The following is a 19,306-nucleotide window of genomic DNA, read 5'->3' on the forward strand; positions in this document are numbered from 1 at the left end:
CTATAATTTCAAGCTTCAGTATGATTACTGGAGCTTGGTACTTTATAAAAGGGGTGAGAAAATGAGTTTCCTAGAAATTAAAGATGTTTTTATGAACTATCATTCAATAGAGGGAGAAACAACAGTACTAGATAATATCAACCTTAAAATTGAGGAAGGAGAATTTATCACTATAATCGGCCCCTCCGGCTGCGGAAAATCTACTTTATTAAATATTGTTGCTGGACTTATAGCCCCTTCACGAGGGGAAGTGCTATTTGAAGGGGAAAAAATGTCCTCAAACCTAGATCAAATAGGCTACATGTTTCAAAAGGATCATCTATTCCCTTGGCTTAATCTATGGGAAAATGTTATCCTAGGGTTAAAAATTAAAGGAGAATATAATCATGAAAAAAAAAGTTTCATCGAAGATATGCTCACTTCTTACGGTCTCTCTGACTTCAAAAACTATTATCCCAATGAATTATCTGGAGGAATGAGACAGAGAGTTGCCTTGATAAGAACTCTTGCCTTATCTCCAAGAATACTATTATTAGATGAGCCTTTCTCTGCTTTAGACTCTCAAACAAGGCTTATGGTATGTGATGAAATTTATCAAATTATAAAAAAAGCTGGTAAGACCGTTGTAATGGTTACCCACGATATATCAGAAGCAGTATCTACTTCATCTAGACTAGTTGTTATGAGCAAAAGACCTTCTACTATTAAAAGTATTTTCTCCTTAGACTTTGATAGTAACTATAAAACTCCTCTATCAAGAAGAGAGGCACAGGAGTTCCGTGTTTATTACAATAAAATATGGAAGGAGATAGATGTTGTTGAAGAACTTAAAAATAAGTGATGAGCATCAAGCTTATCTTAAGAAAACAAAAAAAAATCAATTTATGCTTACCTTTACTAGAGTGTCTATATTAGCGTTTTTAATCCTTCTTTGGGAGCTTGCTGCTGTATGGGGTTGGATTGATCCCTTCCTCACCAGCTCCCCTTCAAGAATAGTTAAATCATTAATCACTTTTTATAAGGAAGGTATTCTTTTCAAGCACATTGCAATTACCTGCTTTGAAACTATTGTTGGCTTTGTTTTAGGTACAGTAGTAGGAACAATAATAGCTATGATATTATGGTGGTCCGACTTTATTTCTAAAGTCTTCGATCCTTATCTTGTAGTATTAAATGCACTTCCTAAGGTAGCTCTAGGTCCTATCATCATCTTCTGGGCTGGGAATGGAATGGCTTCTATAATCGTCATGGCACTGCTTATATCTACTATTGTAACAATAATTAGTGTGCTTTCTGGTTTTAAGAGCGTTGATGAAGATAAAATAAAGCTCTTAAAAACCTTTGGTGCTAGTAAGCTACAGATTCTTAAGCACTTAATCTTTCCAGCCTCAGTTCCAACCTTCATATCAGCCTTAAAGATAAATGTTGGTCTATCCTGGGTAGGAGTAATTATGGGAGAATTTTTAGTAGCTAAGGATGGCCTGGGATTTTTAATAGTATATGGAGGTCAAATTGCCCAGCTAGATATGGTAATGATGTCAATTATAATTTTGTCTATCCTTGCCTTTTTAATGTATATAGCAGTTGCAGCTTATGAAAAGAGAATAATAAGAAAGTACTAAAATATTTAATTATATATTTTTTCATAGTATAATTAATGTAAATTACTATTTTGGAGGGAACAAATGAAAAACAACCCAAAACTTCTTATTACTCTGCTTGTTATAGCTATACTGTTATTCATCACCTTTAATACCAATCCATTTTTAGGGATAGCGCTGATCCTTTTATTTGTTCTATATAAACTATATAATTCCAGAAGCTTTATATATGCTTTAATTGGTAATGGACATTTTTCAAAAGGAAATAAGGAACAAGCTCTACACTGGTTTCAGCGAGCTTCCAGCCTAAAGTCCTCATCTCCAAGAGTTATTACTAGCTACGGTTATCTTTTACTTAAGGAGAAGGAAGTAGAAAAATCTAAAGAAATATTAGAAGCTCTGCAAAGGAGAGAAGCACTAAATCTGCAGGAAAGGTCTCAGTTAAAAATGACTCTTGCTCTGGTATACTGGAAGGAAGGTAATATAGCGCTTGCAGTAAGCACTCTTGAAGAGGTTTTTCAGGAATTCAAAAATTCAACTTTATACGAGAGCCTAGGTTACCTTCTTATAGTTCAAGGAGATTTAGATAAAGCCCTTTCTTTTAATAATGAAGCCCTAGAATATAACGAAAGCAGCACAATAATAAAGGACAATCTTGCACAGACCTATTATCACAGGAATGAGCTTGAAAAGGCTGAAGATATATACTCAAAGCTTATACCTGAGAACCCAACCTTTGCTGAGCCTTATTATTATTACGGCTTAATACTGAAGGAAAAAGGCAGCATAGATAAAGCCTTAGAAATGTTAAAAACCGCAGCATCTTTTAAGGAAAGTTTTCTTACAGATTTAACCAAAGAAGAAATTCAAAATCAAATAGAAATCATAGAAAAAAGCAAGGCTGTTGTTTAGGCCTTTCTTTCTTTTGAAGGAAAATAATTATATTTTTCTAATATAGTGAAAAAATATAATAATTAACTATAAAGGAGAATGAAATGAAATACTTAAGAGAACTATTGATTATAATTGGTATATATATATTAGGCCTTATAATTACTGAAGCCTTCAATCTAATCATCCCAGGAAACATTGTAGGTATGATTATACTACTTATCCTTTTGCTTACTAAAGGAATTGATATTAAAGCAATTGAAAACACCGCAAATTTCTTTTTAAACCATTTAGCCTTCTTTTTTATCCCAGCAGGTGTCAGTCTTATGAATTCTCTTGGAATAATAAAGGACAATTGGATAGGTATTTTATTCGTAAGTATTATAACAACCTTCATAATATTTGTTGTCACAGGAAAAACAGTAGAATACATACAAAAACTTAAGAAGAGGTGCCCCGATGAACACAGTGATAAATAACTCTTTATTTGGAATTCTATTATGCCTAGCATCCTTTGAAATAGGACTTTACATTCAAAAGAAATTTAAATCTCCCCTATTAAATCCGCTGCTTATAGCAATACTGCTAAACATTGCTTTTCTTTCCTTAACAGGTATAAGCTATGAAAGCTTTAATAAGGGTGGTGAGGTAATAAATATGCTATTAGGCCCAGCGACAGTGGTATTAGCCGTACCTCTATACAAGCAGATGCAGCTTTTAAAGAAATATTTTCTTCCGATATTTTTAGGAATTTTCGTTGGCAGCTTAGTGGGTTTGATTTCTATAATTATTTTATCAAAACTATTTAACCTCTCAGCAGAGTTAACAGCATCACTTATACCTAAATCTGTTACTACTGCTATAGGTATAGAGGTAAGTGCATCTATGGGAGGTATATCCTCCATAACAGTAGCAGCAATAATAATAACAGGTATAATAGGTGCTGTTGCCGGACCTCTCCTATGCAGGATATTTAATATCAAAAATGAAATTGCCGTTGGTGTTGCCATGGGTACCGCTGCCCATGCTATGGGAACTACAAAAGCTCTAGAGATGGGGGAAATAGAAGGTGCTATGAGCAGTCTTTCTATTGGTATCGCTGGTATTATCACAGTTTTTCTCGCCCCTATCTTGATATACTTTTCTAGCTTATTACCCTTTTAGGATATCTTACAAAAAAATCATAGAGAATTATCTCTATGATTTTTTTTATATAAACTCCATTCTCCATTTGTAAGCACCGGTTTCAGCATCCTTTTCATAAATAAAATAAGCACTGAACACATTGCCCTTTTTACTCTTTAGATTCCTGAAGCCTACCTTTCCGTTTTTGAGAAGGAGTTCAACCATTTCCTTCGATACGGTTTTGTTAAAGGAGGTTATATATTTATCATCCTTCCAAATTGTAAACTTGCAGCCATTCTTCCAGTTAGAGCAACCAAAGGCCTTAGAATTTTCTATCACTGAACAGCCACACTCAGGACACTTACCAATCTCTTCCTTTGTTCCTGTAGTATTAGCTTTAGATCCATTTTTCATATAGCTTTCCTTAATGATACCCACTGAGGATACAGTAAATTCCTTTATCATCTGGAGAAAGTCCTCTTTACTATACTTCTCTTTTTCTATATCTGATAGGGTTTTTTCTAATCTACCAGTATATTCTAAATCCAACAATTCCTTTATTGGGAAGGTTTCAACGATATTTTTACCTAATTCAGTGCATTTTAGGCTCTTGCCCTTTGTGGTGATATAGCCTACATCCTTTAGCTTCTTGATAGTCTCAGCTCTAGTAGCCGGTGTACCAATGCTAAAGCCGCTCAAAATAGCCTTCATCATCTCTTCAGAGTCTTCCTCGCTGTCCTCAGCCTTAAATGACTTGCCGCAGGTTTCCATTACTCTTAGGAGTGTTTTTTCAGTGTGACTTTTAGGTGGTTTTTTTACTACCTTATTAACGGAGCTGTCTACTACATCTAAAAGCTCCTCCTTTTCTACTGAAGGCAGAATAGTATCCTTTGATTCTATCTTTTCCACTACTCTCCATCCCTCTATTAGCTGTATCCTACCTTTAGCAATAAATTCCCCTGGTATCCTATCCTCTAGCACCTTAACCTTCAAGATAGTTTCATCAAATTCAGCAATAGGCATAAACTGCATAATAAATCTATTTTTGATAGCTTCATAGACTATTCTTTCATCTCCTGTCAGCCCAGAGGGAACCATATATGTAGGCATAATAGCACTATGACTTTCAACCTTACTATTATCAAAAACTCTTTTACTAGTAGTAAACCTTATATCCCTTTCAAAGGGTAAATCCTTTTTTACTACCTCCAATACTTTTTTCGCCCTGTCCTTAAGACTTTCCTCTAGGGCAACGCTTCCTGTACGTGGATATGTAATAAACTTCTTCTCATAAAGTGATTGAGCAACCTTTAAAACCTTGTCTGAAGTCCAGCCTTTGTATTTACTTGTAACATGACCTTGAAGATTTGATAGATTAAAAAGCAGTGGAGGATATTCTTTTTTTCTAGTAACTACTTTATCTATGACTTTAGCCTTTTTATCCTTTAAAAGCTCTCTAAGACCTTCTAGATAAACATTATCCTCAAACTTTTCATTTTCCTCTTCATAATAAGTACCTTCGAACTCTTCTAAAGTTCCTCTTTTAAAAACTCCTAATAGCTTATAATAGGAGGATTCCTGAAAGTTCTCTATTTCCTTATCTCTATCATATATTATCTTTAAGGTAGGAAGCAGAACTCTACCTATATTAAGCATCCTTTTTCTCTCTCCGTAAGTAAGGGTGGTGATTGAGGTAAGATTAATACCTATTATCCAGTCAGCTAGCTGTCTACTAAGACCAGCATCCTGCAGTGGCTGCATTTCTTTTATAGGAACCAGCTTATCCATCCCCCTACATACCTCCTCCTCAGTCCATTCATTAAGAAGGAGTCTATATATAGGCTTTTTTATCTTTAAATAGGTCAATATTTCAGTAGCTAGGACCTCACCCTCCCTATCAGCATCCACTGCAGATATTATTCTATCCACTTCATTTTTAGCTGATAAGCCTTTAATTATTTCCAGCTGTTTTTTAGCACCGGTATCTGCAGAGCTTTTATTCTTGGAATCACTCTTAACCTTATATTTAAAGTTTTCTGGTATAAAAGGAAACTTTTCTATCCTCCAGCTTTTCATATCCTTATCATAATCCTTTGCATCATAAAGCTGCAAAAGATGACCAAAAGCCCAGGTTACAATATACTCCTCATTTTCAAAATAACCATCTCTTCTTGTTTTTACCTTCAGAGCCTGTGCTATATTTCTAGCAACAGACGGCTTCTCAGCTAAGATTAATGCTACTCCCATATTTTGACCCCAACTCCTCTCTAATACTGCCTGCCCCAGGTATCCACATCTTTAAAAATTAATTTTCTTTAAATTAAAGTAGAATTTCTTATATATAATAATATATGCATTATCTTTATTATAACCATAGACCTTCAGACCATCAAATATAAATAGAACTTTTAAAAAGTAAAGATTAAAATTTTCACTCCCTAAGCAGTCATCTCATAGGCTTTCCAAATGTAGAAATTTAGAACTCCAGCGTACAAAAGCCATATAATATACGGAATCATCATTAGTCCAGCTACTTTGCTTATCTTACAAAACTTAACTGTTGTTATAATAACAAATATAAGCAAGAGGATTAGCTCAATGAAGGCAAGCCCATATAATTTACAGGTGAAAAATATAAAAGTCCATGCAAAATTCAGCCCCAGCTGAATAAGATAAAAGGTTAAGGCACTTCTCGCCTCTTTCTTTGAAGTGCTGCTACTCCAAGCCAAATAAGAAGCTATTCCCATCAAAATATATAGTATAGTCCAAACTACTGGAAAAACCCATGCCGGAGGAAAAAAGGCTGGTTTTTCAAAACCTGTGTATATCTCCATACTCTGCGAATTCAATCTCCCAGCAATAAAACCTACTGTCAGTGGAAGCAGCACTGCAATTATGAAATTTCCTAGGTTAAAGTTATTTTTTATTTTTATTTTATCCAATTCTAACACCCCTTAAAGCTTATACCATATATATATTCACTTCTTTACCTCTCTATTATATTTTCAAAAGCAAAAATAAAAAGGCATCGTAAAGGACGCCTTAATCTTCTTCTATGAATTTTTCATAACAACACTTTCTACTACATTGGCCGCATGCTCCACGGCATCACAGCTCTTTTCAAACCTTTCAAAGGTTTCTGTCCAGGTCATTAGTTCGATAGGATCCTTTGAATTTAAATAAAGATTTCTTATACCATTAGTATAAAGCTTATCTCCTTCTTCTTCTAAATCATTTATTTCTATAATCAACTGATGAAGAACTGTAGATTTCTTATAGTTAGGGAATTCTATCATCATTTTCTTAAGAGCATCACAGCACTTTATAAGAAGAGCTGAAAATTCTTTAGCCTCTGATCTTACAGAAGTTATACAAAACATGTACATTTTTATTAAAACATCTTCGATACTATCAGTGACATTATCTATCTCTGTGAATAGCTGTATAATATCTTCTCTTTCTATTGGAGTTATAAATTCCTTAGCAAGCTTATTCATAATTTCATGCTTTCTAAGGTCAGCTCTATGTTCGATATCATGCATCTCTTTTATTTTACCTTCGATTAACTCAGGATTAAAGTCACTGATTATATCATTTAACATCGTTGCAGCATCTATAGAATAGTTTACTAATTCAACAAATGCTTCAAAATAACTATTGGTCTTTTTACTAGCCATCTTCTTACCCCTTTTTTCAAATTAATTTATTTAGAATATCCACATGAATAAATGAGCCATTAAGTAGCCTATTAATCCACAGCCTGGAAAAGTAAGTATCCAAGTCAATACCATTTCCTTAACTATTCCCCAATTAACTGCACTTATTCTCTTAGCTGCAGCTACACCCATTATTGAGGTATTTTTCGTATGGGTTGTACTTACAGGAATTCCAGTAACCGATGCTATTAATAAGCAACCAGCCGCTGCTATATCTGCTGAAAATCCCTGATACTTCTCTAAGGTAACCATATCCATTCCTACTGCCTTAATAATCTTATAGCCCCCTATAGAGGTTCCTATTCCCATAACTACAGAGCAAAGAATCATAAGCCAGATGGGAATTACAAAGTTTTGAACATTACCTTGCCCTTGTGCTAAAAACATACCCAGCATGAATACTCCCATAAATTTTTGTCCATCCTGTGCACCATGCATGAAGGCCATTGCTGCAGCCCCAGTAATCTGTGCTCCCTGAAAAAAACCATGGGTTTTTCTTCTATCAATATTTCTAAATATCATTCCAACTATCTTAACCACTGACCAACCCATTAAAAATCCTAATACCGTTGATAAAGCTAGTCCATATACGACATTTATCCATTCACTACCATTAATTCCTGATAATCCACCCTGAAGAGCGATGGCAGCGCCAGAGAGACCTGCTATAAGAGCATGACTTTCACTGGTAGGGATACCAAAATACCAGGCAGCTGTAGCCCATAAAACTATGGCAAATAATGCCGCGCATAAAGCAACTAATGCTTCCTGAGAGTCACCACCGAAGTCCACCATCTTGTAAATAGTCTGCACAACAGTAGCATTTACTAGGGTCATAAAAAAAACACCTAAAAAATTAAATATCGCTGCCATTATTATAGCAGCCCTAGGTGTCATAGCCCTAGTGGATACACAGGTTGCTATGGCATTGGGAGCATCAGTCCACCCATTTACTAAAATTACACCTAGAGTTAAAATAGTTGTAATAATAAGAGCAGGGTTTGAAACTAGTTGATTAAGAAATTCCGACAAACTTATAGTCATAAATTACTCCTTTCCTTCTTATCCTTCATCATAACACATAAAAAAACAAATATACTCGGATAACCTTCCCAAAATTCCCTATACCAAATCTAAGATATCACGAAATTATTAACCATTGCAATAATTTTATTGAAATTTTATTCAAATTATAATTATCTAATTATTTTGTATATAAATAATTTATAAGATATAATCTAATCTTTAAATGGCTCAAAAGACAGATTCAAACAGGAATTAATAGACTATAGGATGACTTTTCAGAACTACTACCTCTCCCTCTATTTGATAATCCCCCAAGGAAGCAGGTATTAAATAACTATCACCTTTTGATAAAGCTTCCATATAATTCTCACCTTTGATAACTCCTTTGCCGTCCACGACAGTTATTATTTCAAAATAATCCGCATTGCTTGTACCAAAATAATTATTTATAACTAGCTTTTCAATAACGAAATAATCGCTCCTGCATAGTTCTCCATGGGAATATCCTTCATATTCCACCAAAGGCTTATCACTTAGATTTATAGCCTCAAGATTAAGCTGTGAAACCTCCAGAGCTTTTTCTACATGAATTTCTCTTGGTCTTCCATAGTCATATACTCTATAGGTTATATCACTGTTTTGTTGAATTTCTGCAATAATTACCCCCTCACAGATTGCATGTATCAAGCCACTTTTAATTAAAAAGCTATCTCCCTTTTTTACTTCGATGATATTTAGATAAGCCTCAAGCTTTTCTTCTGTAATAGCCTTTTTAAATTCATCCTTAGTGCAGGACTTAGTTCCTACAATCAGTCTTGCTCCAGGCTTAGCCTCAATTACATACCACGCCTCAGTTTTCCCTAAGCTTCCTTCATATTCCTTTGCATAATCATCACCAGGATGAACTTGAACAGAGAGCTTGTCTTGTGAATTAATAAGCTTTACTAAGAGAGGGAATTCATTTTTATCTATCTTTTTACCCAGAAGCTTATCTCCTAGCTCTTCAATTAATATATCAAAGGATTTTCCTTTTAGATTCCCATTAGCCACAATACCAGTGCCATTTTTATGACATGCTATATCCCAGCTTTCACCTATATTCCCTTCGGGAAGATTATCTCTAAATTCCTGTAAATCACGACCTCCCCAGATTTTCTCATAATATAAATTTTCGAACCTTATAGGATACATTTCCTACCTCCTCCATATACTGTTAAACATAGCAATGTATTATAATTATATTATTAATTACATATTTTTTCTACAAATTTCTATGTAAAATAAAGGGTTTTATAGAGTAAACGATAACACTTAAGGATAGCCTATGAATAAATAGATTAGATCGCTTTTAAGGTATATATATCTTTTATTATTAAGAAAAGGAGCACTTCATTAATTATTCTTGTATAAATATAGTATTAAAATTGAGGGAAAGAACTTAAAAAGGGTAATAAAAAAGAACACATTAGTGTGATCTTAAGATGGGTTAAATTTCAATTGTATTTTGATTTTCTAGGGAATAATGATATATCTCCATAGGCGATATGATATACGGTAGAGCCGTATGATATATTTGCACAGCAAATATGATATAATATCCGTTCCTTCATATGCCTAAGGCATATATCACCCACGATAGTGCGATATCATATCGAAGGTATATCACCCGTTCCGAGAGGAACGGATATCATTGTAAAAAAACCTCTTTTGTCGGGTAGACAAAAGAGGTTTTTTACATGGTGCGGGCGACAGGACTTGAACCTGCACGCCTTTATAGACACAAGATCCTTAGTCTTGCCTGTCTGCCAGTTCCAGCACGCCCGCATGAGGCAGTATCACTGCCACGAATGTTATTATATCATCATATAATCATGTTTGTAAAGAGTATTTTTTAAAAAAATATCACTAATTCTTATTAAAAATTAATAACTCTTTAGGAATATATGAAGGTAACTCCTTATATAGAAAATTATACATATTATAATTGACCCTGACTTTTTTAACATACCTATCAGTTTCCTTAAATGGTATATTATATAAGGTAATTTTATCTTTTGAGTACTTATCATCTGTAAGCCATCTATTTACATTCCCTAGCCCACTATTATAGGCTGCAATTGCCGTTTCAAGATCCTCAAATTCATTGATAAGCGTACTTAAATAGTAGCTTCCCATCCTAATATTAATATCAGCATCAAAAAGCATATCTATATGAAAATCTTTAATACCCAGCTGCTCAGCTATTTCTTTTGCTGTAGGCTCCGTTATCTGCATTAATCCATAAGCAGATTTATTAGATAACGCCTTTTCATCAAACTTACTTTCTGCTTTTATTACTGATAGAATCAATAGATCCTCTATAGAACTCTCTAAGCTATATTTACTTAAGGACGCTTCATATTTGTATGGATATAGCTTTACATAAAATACATATTGAAGAGCTATTATCCCTAATATAAATATTAATATAACTAATGTCAGCCTCAGCAACTGCCTTCCTACAAACTTCATCCCCATCTCCTTAATTGTACATTTTTAAAATCTCTAATATATCACCAACCTGTGTCTTAGTTGAATATATTTCCCCTGTGTTATCAATTATAAAATCAGCATATTGCTTTTTTTCCTCTAGGGCTAATTGAGAATTAATTCTCGCCATAATTTCTGCTGTAGATAAGGCATCTCTATCCCTAATCCTTTTTATTTGTGTATTTTTATCCGTCCAAACCAGTATAACAAAGTCCATATCTGGATGCATATTATTCTCTATGAGAGTAGGTGCATCCAGAAAAACTAATTTGCTATTACTTTTATTATATTTCTCCAATTCTTTATTTATTTCCATTTTGATATAAGGGATTATCTTTTGCTCATATTTAATTCTTTCCTTTTGATACTTAAATATATAGCTGCCAAACTGCTTTCTCAAAAAATTGCCTCTCCAATCAAAGAAACCATCTCCGAATTCCTTCCTCACCCAGGATAGAATTTCCGGGTATATATCCAGAACCTCTCTAGCAATTTTGTCAGCATCTATCACAGGAAGACCTAAGCCTTTTATAAAGGCTGATACAGTACTCTTCCCTGAACCAATTCCCCCGGTCAATCCTATTTTAAGCACAAGCTTCCCCCCCATTATTTCGCTTCATACCAATCCTTACCGGTATGCATATCTGTTTCTAAAGGAACTAAAAGCTCCAATACACCTTCCATTGCTTCCTTTACAATCCTTTGAACCCTTTCCAGCTCATCAAGATGTACATTTACTATAAGCTCGTCATGAACCTGTAATATAAGCTTGCTCTTTAATTTATTATCTCTCAGTTCATTATAAACTTTAACCATAGCTAGTTTAATAATGTCTGCTGCACTGCCTTGGATAGGTGCGTTCATAGCAAGTCTTTCTCCTAAGGATCTCACAACCTTATTAGATGCATTTATTTCAGGTATAGCTCTTCTTCTATTCAATATCGTTTTTACATACCCATTTTCTCTTGCAACAGAAATTATTCCATTAAGGTATTCTTTTATACCAGGATATCTATCAAAATAAATATCTATATACTCCTTAGCTTCTTTCTTAGTAATTTTCAAATCCTTAGAAAGACTGAAATCACTAATTCCATAAACTATACCAAAGTTAACAGCCTTAGCTCTACCTCTCATAAGCTTTGTAACTTCCTCTAGGGGCACTCTAAATACCTCAGAGGCAGTTTTCGTATGAATATCAATGTTCTCCTTGAAGGCAGAAATCATATTATCATCCTTAGCAATATGAGCTAGTACTCTAAGCTCAATTTGTGAATAATCCGCTGATAGAATCACTGAATCAGTGGTAAATGGAATAAATATCTTTCTTATTTCCCTACCCATTTCATACTTAATAGGTATGTTCTGAAGATTAGGTTCAGTACTGGATAACCTACCTGTTGTGGTAACTGTTTGATTAAAGCTTGAATGAATGCAGCCATCCTCATCGATAACATTTCTTAAGCCTTCAATATAAGTAGAATTAAGCTTTGTGAGCTGTCTATAATAAGTAATCTTATCTATTATAGGATGCTTATCCTGAAGCTGTTCTAAAACCTCAGCATTGGTGGAATACCCTGTTTTAGTCTTCTTAATAACAGGTAAGTCCAATTTCTCAAACAATATCTTTCCAAGCTGCTTAGGTGAGCTAATATTAAATTCCTCTCCTGCCATATCAAAGATTTCTTTTTGAGTGGTTTCTATTTCTTCTTTGAACTTTATACCAAGGGTATTTAGCACTTCTCTATCAACCTTGAAGCCTAAAACCTCCATGGAAGAAAGAACCTTCGTTAAAGGAAGCTCCATATTATAAAATAATTCATCCATATCCTCTTCATGAAGCTTCTTATTTAAAATTTCATAAAGCTTTGTCATATAGCCATTAGCAGCTACTGCACCTTGAGCTCCAAGAGACATTGGATCCTCTCCTAGATATTCATTTATCAAGGTTACTAAAGGATAATCTCCCTTTGATGCATCGATAAGATAAGCTGCGACCATTATATCAAAGATAACTCCTTTGAGATCAATCTCATATTTAGATAAAGCTGTATAAGCATTCTTACTATCATAGCAAACCTTTTTGAAGGTTTCATTCTCTAAAAACCTCTTTAGATTTTTAAAGAAGTTTTCATCCTTCTCTAAAATGTCTATATCCAATGTATATACTTTATCATCAGCTGCAATATAAATCTCCTTGATAGCAGTCTTGGTATAAAAATCTTTATGGATGATATCAAAATTCCAGTAACTGATCTCATCCTCCTTAATATTCTCTAGTAAATTTTGAAGCTCCTTAGCTGAACTTATAGAAATGATTTCAATGTTACTGGAAGCCTCTATAGTCCCTTCTGCTTCTTGTATTTTCTCATGAGGTATTTTATCAATTAAGGACTTAAACTGAAGCTTAAAAAAGAGCTTTCTTAAGGCTTCATGATTAGAGGTTTCTTTAGATTTAATATCATCTATATCCATATCTATGGGAACTTCCGTAATAATTGTTGCAAGCTTCTTACTAAATATAGCTTGTTCTCTGTAGTTCATCAAATTCTCTTTAAGCTTTTTGCCAGATACTTCATCTATATTAGTCAATAGATTTTCTATGCTTTTATAGGTTTGTATCAATTTAAAAGCCGTCTTTTCCCCAATTCCAGGAACTCCAGGAATATTGTCTGATGAGTCTCCCATAAGGCCCTTTACATCAATAAATTCCTGAGGTGTAACTCCATAGTCCTCTATCATCCTATTCCTGTCATATATCTCTTTTTCAGAAACACCCTTTTTGGTGATTATAACCTTTATATTGTCTGATGCTAACTGCAGTGCATCTCTATCTCCTGTAAGTATATAAACCTCAAGACCATTCCTCTCAGAAAAGGTTGCTAGAGTACCAATCAAATCATCTGCCTCATAGCCATCAATTTCAAATTTTTTAATCCCCATGGCCTCAAAGACTTCTTTAATGATTGGAAATTGCTCTGCTAGCTCAGGAGGCATCTTCTTTCTCCCAGCTTTGTAATCAGCATATTCTGTATGCCTAAAGGTTGGTGCCTTTCTATCAAAGGCAGCAACCACATAATCAGGCTTTATTTCTTCATATAATTTAAAAAGCATATTAACGAAGCCGTATACTGCATTAGTATGAATCCCCTCAGAATTTGTTAAGGGAGGTAATGCATAAAAGGCTCTATTCATTATGGAATTACTGTCTAGTAATAAAATTTTCTCCATCATTATTCCTCCAATAAATATCATAAATACCCTGCTATCTAATAATTCTTTCCATCTAAAAGGTATTTATAATAGGTTTTAATTATATATTAAATAATATTCTTATATATATAATAACAGATAATTGACTATTTATAATGAAATGTATTTATTTAACAATATATTAAGGAATCACTTCTAGAAGATACTTAAGTCCAACTCTTTAGATAGCTCCTGGAGCATTTTAATCCCAGCTATACTATTACCCTTTTCATCCAAGGAAGGACCAAAAACACCTATACCCATCCTTCTAGGAACTGCAGCCATTATTCCTCCACCTACTCCACTTTTGGCAGGAATTCCAATATGTACAGCAAACTCCCCTGATTCATCATACATACCACAGGTAACCATTATGGTTTTAACAATTCTTGCTGTTTCCCTAGATATGATTCTTTCACCAGTCCATGGAAGTATACCATCGTTAGCAAGCATAGCCCCTATTCTAGATATATCTCTAGAATTAACCTCTATAGAGCACTGCTTAAAATATACCTCTAAACTTTCCTCCACGGATCCCGTTAGTATATTGTTGCTCTTCATAAAATAAGCTAAGGCCCTGTTTCTATCACCAGTTTCCTGCTCTGATTGATAAACCTCTTCATTAACTCTTATGCTTTTATTATCAGTTATCTTTTGAGCAAAGGTAACTATTCTCTTAATTCTCTCTTCCACTGTAGCTCCTTCTATTAAGGAGCTTATCACTATGGCACCAGCATTAATCATAGGATTATATGGCTTGCTAAGCTTTTTAACCTCTAAATTGACAATGGAGTTAAAGCCATCTCCTGTAGGCTCCATTCCCACCTTAGAAAAAACATTTCTGCTCCCCTTATCCATTATAGCAAGCATAAGACTTATAACCTTTGATATGCTCTGCATGGTATATTTTACTTCCCAATCACCAGCTAGGTATTCCCTACCATCAAGATTGGTTACTGCTATACCTAGATGGTCAGGGTTTCCCTGTCCCAGTAGAGGTATATATGAAGCTACTTTCCCTTCTTTAACTAAATCCTTATTATTCTCAATTATGCTTTCTAAAAGTCCCTGCATAGTATCCTCCGTATCATAATGTTATCAATAATATAATACCCTTAATTCCATGTAGTGAAAATAACTTTTTCCACAATTATTCCCCTAAAGGATTTTTTTATTGCAAAGGCTAAAATTTTATGCTAATATATCATTTGTAGGCCGATGTGGCGGAACTGGCAGACGCACACGACTCAAAATCGTGCGGGAAACCATGTGGGTTCGAGTCCCACCATCGGCACCAAAAGCTCTCTCAGTTATATACTGAGAGAGCTTTTTTTGTATTATAATATATCTATCTATCCAAACTGGACAACCACATGCCACAGCTGCTTCAAGTATTGAAAAATTTCATCTTCACGGCCTAAATCATGCCACTGCTTTGGATTATACACTAAGTACCTTGAAGCTAGGCCTATTACTCTAGCATCAATATTTTCCCCTTCTATTCTTAAATCTTTCAAAATCCTCCTGGCAAAAGGCTTTATCATTGGTCCTCTAAATTCATCAGGTATAGTGCTAGCACTTACTGTTCTCCTTGGTATCCACTCTATTGGGATATTAAAAGTTCTTGATATTTCTGATATATATTCAATTATATCTGATTCCTTGAAAGCTTCATCCAATGCCAAACTATCAACATCCCTGTCAAGCTTAATTTCTCCGTGAATCTGTGCTTCAATGTAATCATCTAGCGCTCTCCCTAAATCTCCATATTCAGCAGATAGATTTTTTTCATGAAGATTTTCAATATAGTCAATAGCACTAGATAAATCAAAACCACTGCTGTTGATAAGAATTTTCTCCCTTAATACCTTATCAATTATTGCCATCATTATAAAACAAAAACTATCCTTAGTACCTAAAAACTCAGGTTTCAAATGACTATCCCCAAAGGTAAAGGTGCACCTATCTGCAACATTTTTCTTGAGCTTAAGGTAGCAGGAACCAAACCTTGGAGAAGCTCCATCTAAATAATTCATAATATTAAGAGAGCCGTATTTTACTCTTCTATAATTATTGATATTAGAAGTGTGATAAAAGCCTCCAAATAGCTCCTTTTCCCACAGATTCTCTCTCCTCCACTATATGCCGTTCTGCTTCCGCTGGTAGTTCCCGTGACAAATTGACTGTGGTACTTTCCTTCCTTTAAAAGCTCTTCTATAACTAGTCTTCCGTTTTTATCTATTCTATCAGGACGAAAGTTTATAGTTACATATGAATATTGAAAGAGATTATTTATAAGCTTATCTATACTAATGTTACCTAGATTATTTTCCTCCATAAGCTTATGAAAATATTTCATGCACTGGAGTTCATTTGATTTACATCTATTTCTTATAAAATCAATAGCTTTATCTTCATTATGGAACAATTCCATCAATATCGTCCCTCCTTCATTACATAATAGGTATATCCTGGATATATATTATTGTATCATAGAGGCTATGACTTTTAATCAGTAACGCCACAAGAACCATACACTTTTCTTATAAAAAAAAGGATGCTTTCGCACCCTTTTAATCATAATTATTGCACCACATCTATCTTAATATTACTTATATTAAGTTCAGAAATACCAGCTTCATAATCATTAACTATTTTTATTTTACCATCTTTAATTTTGTTATATATAGCCTCATAATCCTCTTGTGTAAATTTGTTAAATTTAGAAGTATCCATAGCTAATCCTATTGCGTCAACAGAAGCATCTAGAGTTAGCACCTGTCCACCTGGAAAACTATCATTATAGAACGCTTTAATACCATCATAAACGGAACCTGAGACATTTTTTATTGCAGAGGTTATTACAGAGTCCGATTCAGCGGATTGGTCCACATCAACTCCTATAACCTTTCCTGAAGCGTCCTCTGCAGCAGCCATAACTGAATTACCAACAGCACCTCCACAGGCAAATATCACTTCTGTTCCTGATTGATACCAGGCTGCAGCTGTTGACTGCGCCTCAGGAGTAGCATCGAATTTACCTGTATAGTGATACTTAAGCTCTAAATCTTCGATTCCCATCTCTTCTGCTGCATACTCAGCTCCTTGGATAAAACCATAGCCAAATCTCACTACTGCTGGTAAAGCTACTCCGCCCATAAAGCCTAATTTCTTGTAGCCATCCTTAACAGCAGCGTAACCAGCTAAAAATCCAGCCTGCTCCTCAGCATAATAAACAGCATAGGTATTATCATTAACCTTCTCAGTTCCATTTGCATCTTTAGGACTTGCATCAAGCATTATAAAGGTAGTATCAGGATACTTGTCTTGTGCTTCATAAATTGCTTCAGCAAAAAGATATCCTGGACATGCTATAATCTTAGCTCCACCCTCTACTGCAAGGTCAATTGTTTCTAGATAAGCAGTAGTAGTTTTTTCCACCGGCTGATAGTATTTATATGAAATATTATTCTCAGAAGCATACTTTTCCAGCCCTTCCCAAGCTCCCTGATTAAAGGATTTATCGTCAATAGTTCCGGAGTCAGTGGTAAGTGCTAGTTCAATGGTACCATTCTGAGTTCCTGCCGTGTTGTTGCTTCCTCCGCAGCCAACAAGTGAAATAGTTAATATGAATGTTAATAGTAGAGATAATAATCTTTTCATGTTGTCCTCCCACATATGTAATTATTCATAAGGCAATTAGATTATCATATAAAAAAGTGTCTTTCAAGATAAATGAAAAATGATTAAATATAGAAAATATTAATTGATAATTGATTATTATAAAAACAAATCAACTATTTAAATAGGGATGCATTTGGCATCCCATTACTTGCAAGCTACTGAACCACTTCTATCTTAATATTATCTATATTAAGGTCTGTGATAGCAGTTTCATTATCTTTATTTATATTTATTTTACCATCTTTTATTTTATTATATATAGCCTCATAATCCTCTTGAGTAAAGCTATTGAACTTAGAAGTCTCCATAGGTAATCCTATTCCATTAACAGAAGCATCTAAAGTTAACACCTCTCCTCCTGGGAAGCTTCCATTGTAGAATTCAGTAATACCATCATAAACAGAGCCAGAGAGATTTTTAATAGCAGAGGTTATTACAGTATCGGATTCATTGGATTGATCCACATCAACTCCGATAACCTTTCCTGAAACGTCCTGTGCAGCGGCCATAACTGAGTTACCAACAGCACCTCCACAGGCAAATATTACTTCTGTTCCTGACTGATACCAAGCAGCTGCTGTTGCCTGAGTCTCTGGTGTAGCATCGAAGTTACCTGTATAATGATACTTAAGCTCTAAGTCTGAAATCCCCATTTCTTTTGCTGCATACTCAGCTCCTTGAGCAAAGCCATAACCGAATCTCACTACTGCTGGTAAAGCAATTCCGCCCATAAAACCTAATTTTTTATTACCATCTTTAACGGCAGCATAGCCAGCTAAAAATCCTGCCTGTTCTTCTGCATAGTACACAGCATAAGTATTGTCATTCACCTTCTCTTCTCCCTGTGGGCTTAGCGGAGTAGAGTCTAATAGTATAAAATTAGTATCAGGATACATATCTTGAGCCTCATAAACTGCCTCTGAGAAAAGATATCCAGGACACACTACCAGCTTAGCACCTCCCTCTACTGCAAGGGAAATTGCTTCTAAATAAGCTTGTGTAGTTTTTTCAGCAGGGTCATAGAATTTATGAGTGATGTTATTTTCAACTGCATACTTTTCCAATCCTTCCCATGCCCCCTGATTAAAGGACTTGTCATCGATAGTTGCTGTGTCAGTAATAAGAGCTAATTCATAACTGGCTCCCTGAGCTCCTTCACTATTACCTCCATTGCAACCAATAAGTGTAAACATTAGTAAAGATGTTAGTAGTAGGGATAATATTTTTTTCATCGTGTCCTCCTGTGTAGTATTAAATCATAAACGTTTTAAGATTATCACAGATAATCCTATATTTCAACATTCCAATTAAATGATTCAATTATAAAAATTTTTGTACAAAAACACCAAGCAAAAATATACTCAAATCTAATTTAACCTTTTTGTAATCAAAATAATACTATATTGTAAACTTTTTATTATTTTAGGGATATTTCTTCTCTAAAGTGATATAATTCAAGTTATGAAAAGCGTAATACAGGAA

The 19,306-nt window shown here is 34.4% G+C and carries 16 protein-coding genes, 2 tRNA genes and 1 pseudogene; 6 read left to right on the forward strand and 13 right to left on the reverse strand.

All coding sequences use genetic code 11. From position 1 onward, the window contains the following. Window positions 1–61: 61 nt before the first annotated feature. The 5 genes from ACPWSR_RS17770 (at window position 62) to ACPWSR_RS17790 (ending at window position 3,656) form a co-directional block, all read left to right on the forward strand. The gene (locus tag ACPWSR_RS17770) at window positions 62–841 is read left to right on the forward strand and encodes an ABC transporter ATP-binding protein (protein ID WP_426349561.1); all 780 of its coding nucleotides are present in this window, start codon (window positions 62–64) and stop codon (window positions 839–841) included. Further along, window positions 819–1,622, forward strand: a complete 804-nt coding sequence (locus ACPWSR_RS17775; protein WP_426349562.1) for an ABC transporter permease — start codon at window positions 819–821, stop codon at window positions 1,620–1,622. Before ACPWSR_RS17770 ends, ACPWSR_RS17775 begins: the two co-directional genes overlap by 23 nt. 63 nt (window positions 1,623–1,685) lie before the next feature. Further along, on the forward strand, window positions 1,686–2,513 hold the full coding sequence (locus ACPWSR_RS17780) for a tetratricopeptide repeat protein (RefSeq protein WP_426349563.1): 828 nt from the start codon (window positions 1,686–1,688) through the stop codon (window positions 2,511–2,513). Between the two features lie 83 nt (window positions 2,514–2,596). Continuing rightward, the gene (locus ACPWSR_RS17785) at window positions 2,597–2,971 is read left to right on the forward strand and encodes a CidA/LrgA family protein (protein ID WP_426349564.1); all 375 of its coding nucleotides are present in this window, start codon (window positions 2,597–2,599) and stop codon (window positions 2,969–2,971) included. Beyond that, window positions 2,952–3,656 carry an LrgB family protein gene (locus tag ACPWSR_RS17790; protein ID WP_426349565.1) on the forward strand — a complete coding sequence of 235 codons (705 nt, stop codon included), beginning with the start codon at window positions 2,952–2,954 and terminating at the stop codon, window positions 3,654–3,656. The genes ACPWSR_RS17785 and ACPWSR_RS17790 overlap by 20 nt, the downstream gene beginning before the upstream one ends. Window positions 3,657–3,701: 45 nt before the next feature. Here ACPWSR_RS17790 and ACPWSR_RS17795 read toward each other — a convergent pair whose 3' ends face one another. The 10 genes from ACPWSR_RS17795 to glsA all read right to left on the reverse strand — a co-directional run bounded on the left by ACPWSR_RS17795 (window position 3,702) and on the right by glsA (window position 15,214). Next, a complete protein-coding gene (locus tag ACPWSR_RS17795; protein WP_426349566.1) occupies window positions 3,702–5,864 on the reverse strand; it encodes a DNA topoisomerase in 2,163 nt (720 codons plus the stop codon). A gap of 191 nt (window positions 5,865–6,055) precedes the next feature. After that, window positions 6,056–6,559: a TspO/MBR family protein gene (locus tag ACPWSR_RS17800; protein WP_426349567.1), complete on the reverse strand. Its 504-nt coding sequence runs from the start codon at window positions 6,557–6,559 to the stop codon at window positions 6,056–6,058. Between the two features lie 111 nt (window positions 6,560–6,670). Continuing rightward, a complete protein-coding gene (locus ACPWSR_RS17805; RefSeq protein ID WP_426349568.1) occupies window positions 6,671–7,294 on the reverse strand; it encodes a DUF47 domain-containing protein in 624 nt (207 codons plus the stop codon). 30 nt (window positions 7,295–7,324) lie between these two features. Continuing rightward, window positions 7,325–8,377, reverse strand: a complete 1,053-nt coding sequence (locus ACPWSR_RS17810) for an anion permease (protein WP_426349569.1) — start codon at window positions 8,375–8,377, stop codon at window positions 7,325–7,327. A gap of 234 nt (window positions 8,378–8,611) precedes the next feature. Beyond that, on the reverse strand, window positions 8,612–9,550 hold the full coding sequence (locus ACPWSR_RS17815) for a type I phosphomannose isomerase catalytic subunit (RefSeq protein WP_426349570.1): 939 nt from the start codon (window positions 9,548–9,550) through the stop codon (window positions 8,612–8,614). A gap of 546 nt (window positions 9,551–10,096) precedes the next feature. Then, window positions 10,097–10,183 (reverse strand) — tRNA-Leu (locus ACPWSR_RS17820). An 81-nt stretch (window positions 10,184–10,264) separates the two neighbouring features. Next, window positions 10,265–10,870, reverse strand: coding sequence for a lytic transglycosylase domain-containing protein (locus ACPWSR_RS17825; protein WP_426349571.1), 606 nt, complete (start codon window positions 10,868–10,870; stop codon window positions 10,265–10,267). Window positions 10,871–10,880: 10 nt separating this feature from the next. Continuing rightward, the gene (gene coaE, locus ACPWSR_RS17830; protein ID WP_426349572.1) at window positions 10,881–11,480 is read right to left on the reverse strand and encodes a dephospho-CoA kinase; all 600 of its coding nucleotides are present in this window, start codon (window positions 11,478–11,480) and stop codon (window positions 10,881–10,883) included. A gap of 14 nt (window positions 11,481–11,494) precedes the next feature. Next, entirely contained in the window at window positions 11,495–14,119 is a 2,625-nt protein-coding gene (gene polA, locus ACPWSR_RS17835; RefSeq protein WP_426349573.1) for a DNA polymerase I, read from the reverse strand. Window positions 14,120–14,296: 177 nt separating this feature from the next. Next, window positions 14,297–15,214 (reverse strand): glutaminase A, encoded by a 918-nt coding sequence (gene glsA, locus ACPWSR_RS17840; protein WP_426349574.1) that lies wholly within the window; start codon window positions 15,212–15,214, stop codon window positions 14,297–14,299. Window positions 15,215–15,354: 140 nt separating this feature from the next. Between glsA and ACPWSR_RS17845 the strand changes: the two genes are divergently transcribed. After that, a tRNA-Leu gene (locus ACPWSR_RS17845) sits at window positions 15,355–15,437 on the forward strand. A gap of 55 nt (window positions 15,438–15,492) precedes the next feature. Here ACPWSR_RS17845 and ACPWSR_RS17850 read toward each other — a convergent pair. From ACPWSR_RS17850 to ACPWSR_RS17860, 3 genes and pseudogenes are all read right to left on the reverse strand, one after another. Continuing rightward, window positions 15,493–16,574: pseudogene (locus ACPWSR_RS17850) on the reverse strand (DUF3626 domain-containing protein). A gap of 149 nt (window positions 16,575–16,723) precedes the next feature. After that, window positions 16,724–17,803 carry a BMP family lipoprotein gene (locus ACPWSR_RS17855; RefSeq protein WP_426349575.1) on the reverse strand — a complete coding sequence of 360 codons (1,080 nt, stop codon included), beginning with the start codon at window positions 17,801–17,803 and terminating at the stop codon, window positions 16,724–16,726. 176 nt (window positions 17,804–17,979) lie between these two features. After that, window positions 17,980–19,056 (reverse strand): BMP family lipoprotein, encoded by a 1,077-nt coding sequence (locus ACPWSR_RS17860; RefSeq protein WP_426349576.1) that lies wholly within the window; start codon window positions 19,054–19,056, stop codon window positions 17,980–17,982. Between the last annotated feature and the right edge of the window lie 250 nt (window positions 19,057–19,306).

The organism is Alloiococcus sp. CFN-8, assembly GCF_049943125.1.
GTDB lineage: Bacteria > Bacillota > Clostridia > Clostridiales > Clostridiaceae > JAEXZL01.

Bases quoted from the DNA above. Each gene is read 5' to 3' on its own strand.
- ACPWSR_RS17815 (WP_426349570.1), bottom strand. From the start codon at position 9,550: ATGTATCCTATAAGGTTCGAAAATTTATATTATGAGAAAATCTGGGGA.
- glsA (WP_426349574.1), bottom strand. From the start codon at position 15,214: ATGCAGGGACTTTTAGAAAGCATAATTGAGAATAATAAGGATTTAGTT.
- ACPWSR_RS17805 (WP_426349568.1), bottom strand. From the start codon at position 7,294: ATGGCTAGTAAAAAGACCAATAGTTATTTTGAAGCATTTGTTGAATTA.
- ACPWSR_RS17770 (WP_426349561.1), top strand. From the start codon at position 62: ATGAGTTTCCTAGAAATTAAAGATGTTTTTATGAACTATCATTCAATA.
- ACPWSR_RS17790 (WP_426349565.1), top strand. From the start codon at position 2,952: ATGAACACAGTGATAAATAACTCTTTATTTGGAATTCTATTATGCCTA.
- ACPWSR_RS17860 (WP_426349576.1), bottom strand. From the start codon at position 19,056: ATGAAAAAAATATTATCCCTACTACTAACATCTTTACTAATGTTTACA.
- ACPWSR_RS17810 (WP_426349569.1), bottom strand. From the start codon at position 8,377: ATGACTATAAGTTTGTCGGAATTTCTTAATCAACTAGTTTCAAACCCT.
- ACPWSR_RS17795 (WP_426349566.1), bottom strand. From the start codon at position 5,864: ATGGGAGTAGCATTAATCTTAGCTGAGAAGCCGTCTGTTGCTAGAAAT.
- ACPWSR_RS17780 (WP_426349563.1), top strand. From the start codon at position 1,686: ATGAAAAACAACCCAAAACTTCTTATTACTCTGCTTGTTATAGCTATA.
- polA (WP_426349573.1), bottom strand. From the start codon at position 14,119: ATGGAGAAAATTTTATTACTAGACAGTAATTCCATAATGAATAGAGCC.
- ACPWSR_RS17855 (WP_426349575.1), bottom strand. From the start codon at position 17,803: ATGAAAAGATTATTATCTCTACTATTAACATTCATATTAACTATTTCA.
- ACPWSR_RS17785 (WP_426349564.1), top strand. From the start codon at position 2,597: ATGAAATACTTAAGAGAACTATTGATTATAATTGGTATATATATATTA.
- ACPWSR_RS17825 (WP_426349571.1), bottom strand. From the start codon at position 10,870: ATGAAGTTTGTAGGAAGGCAGTTGCTGAGGCTGACATTAGTTATATTA.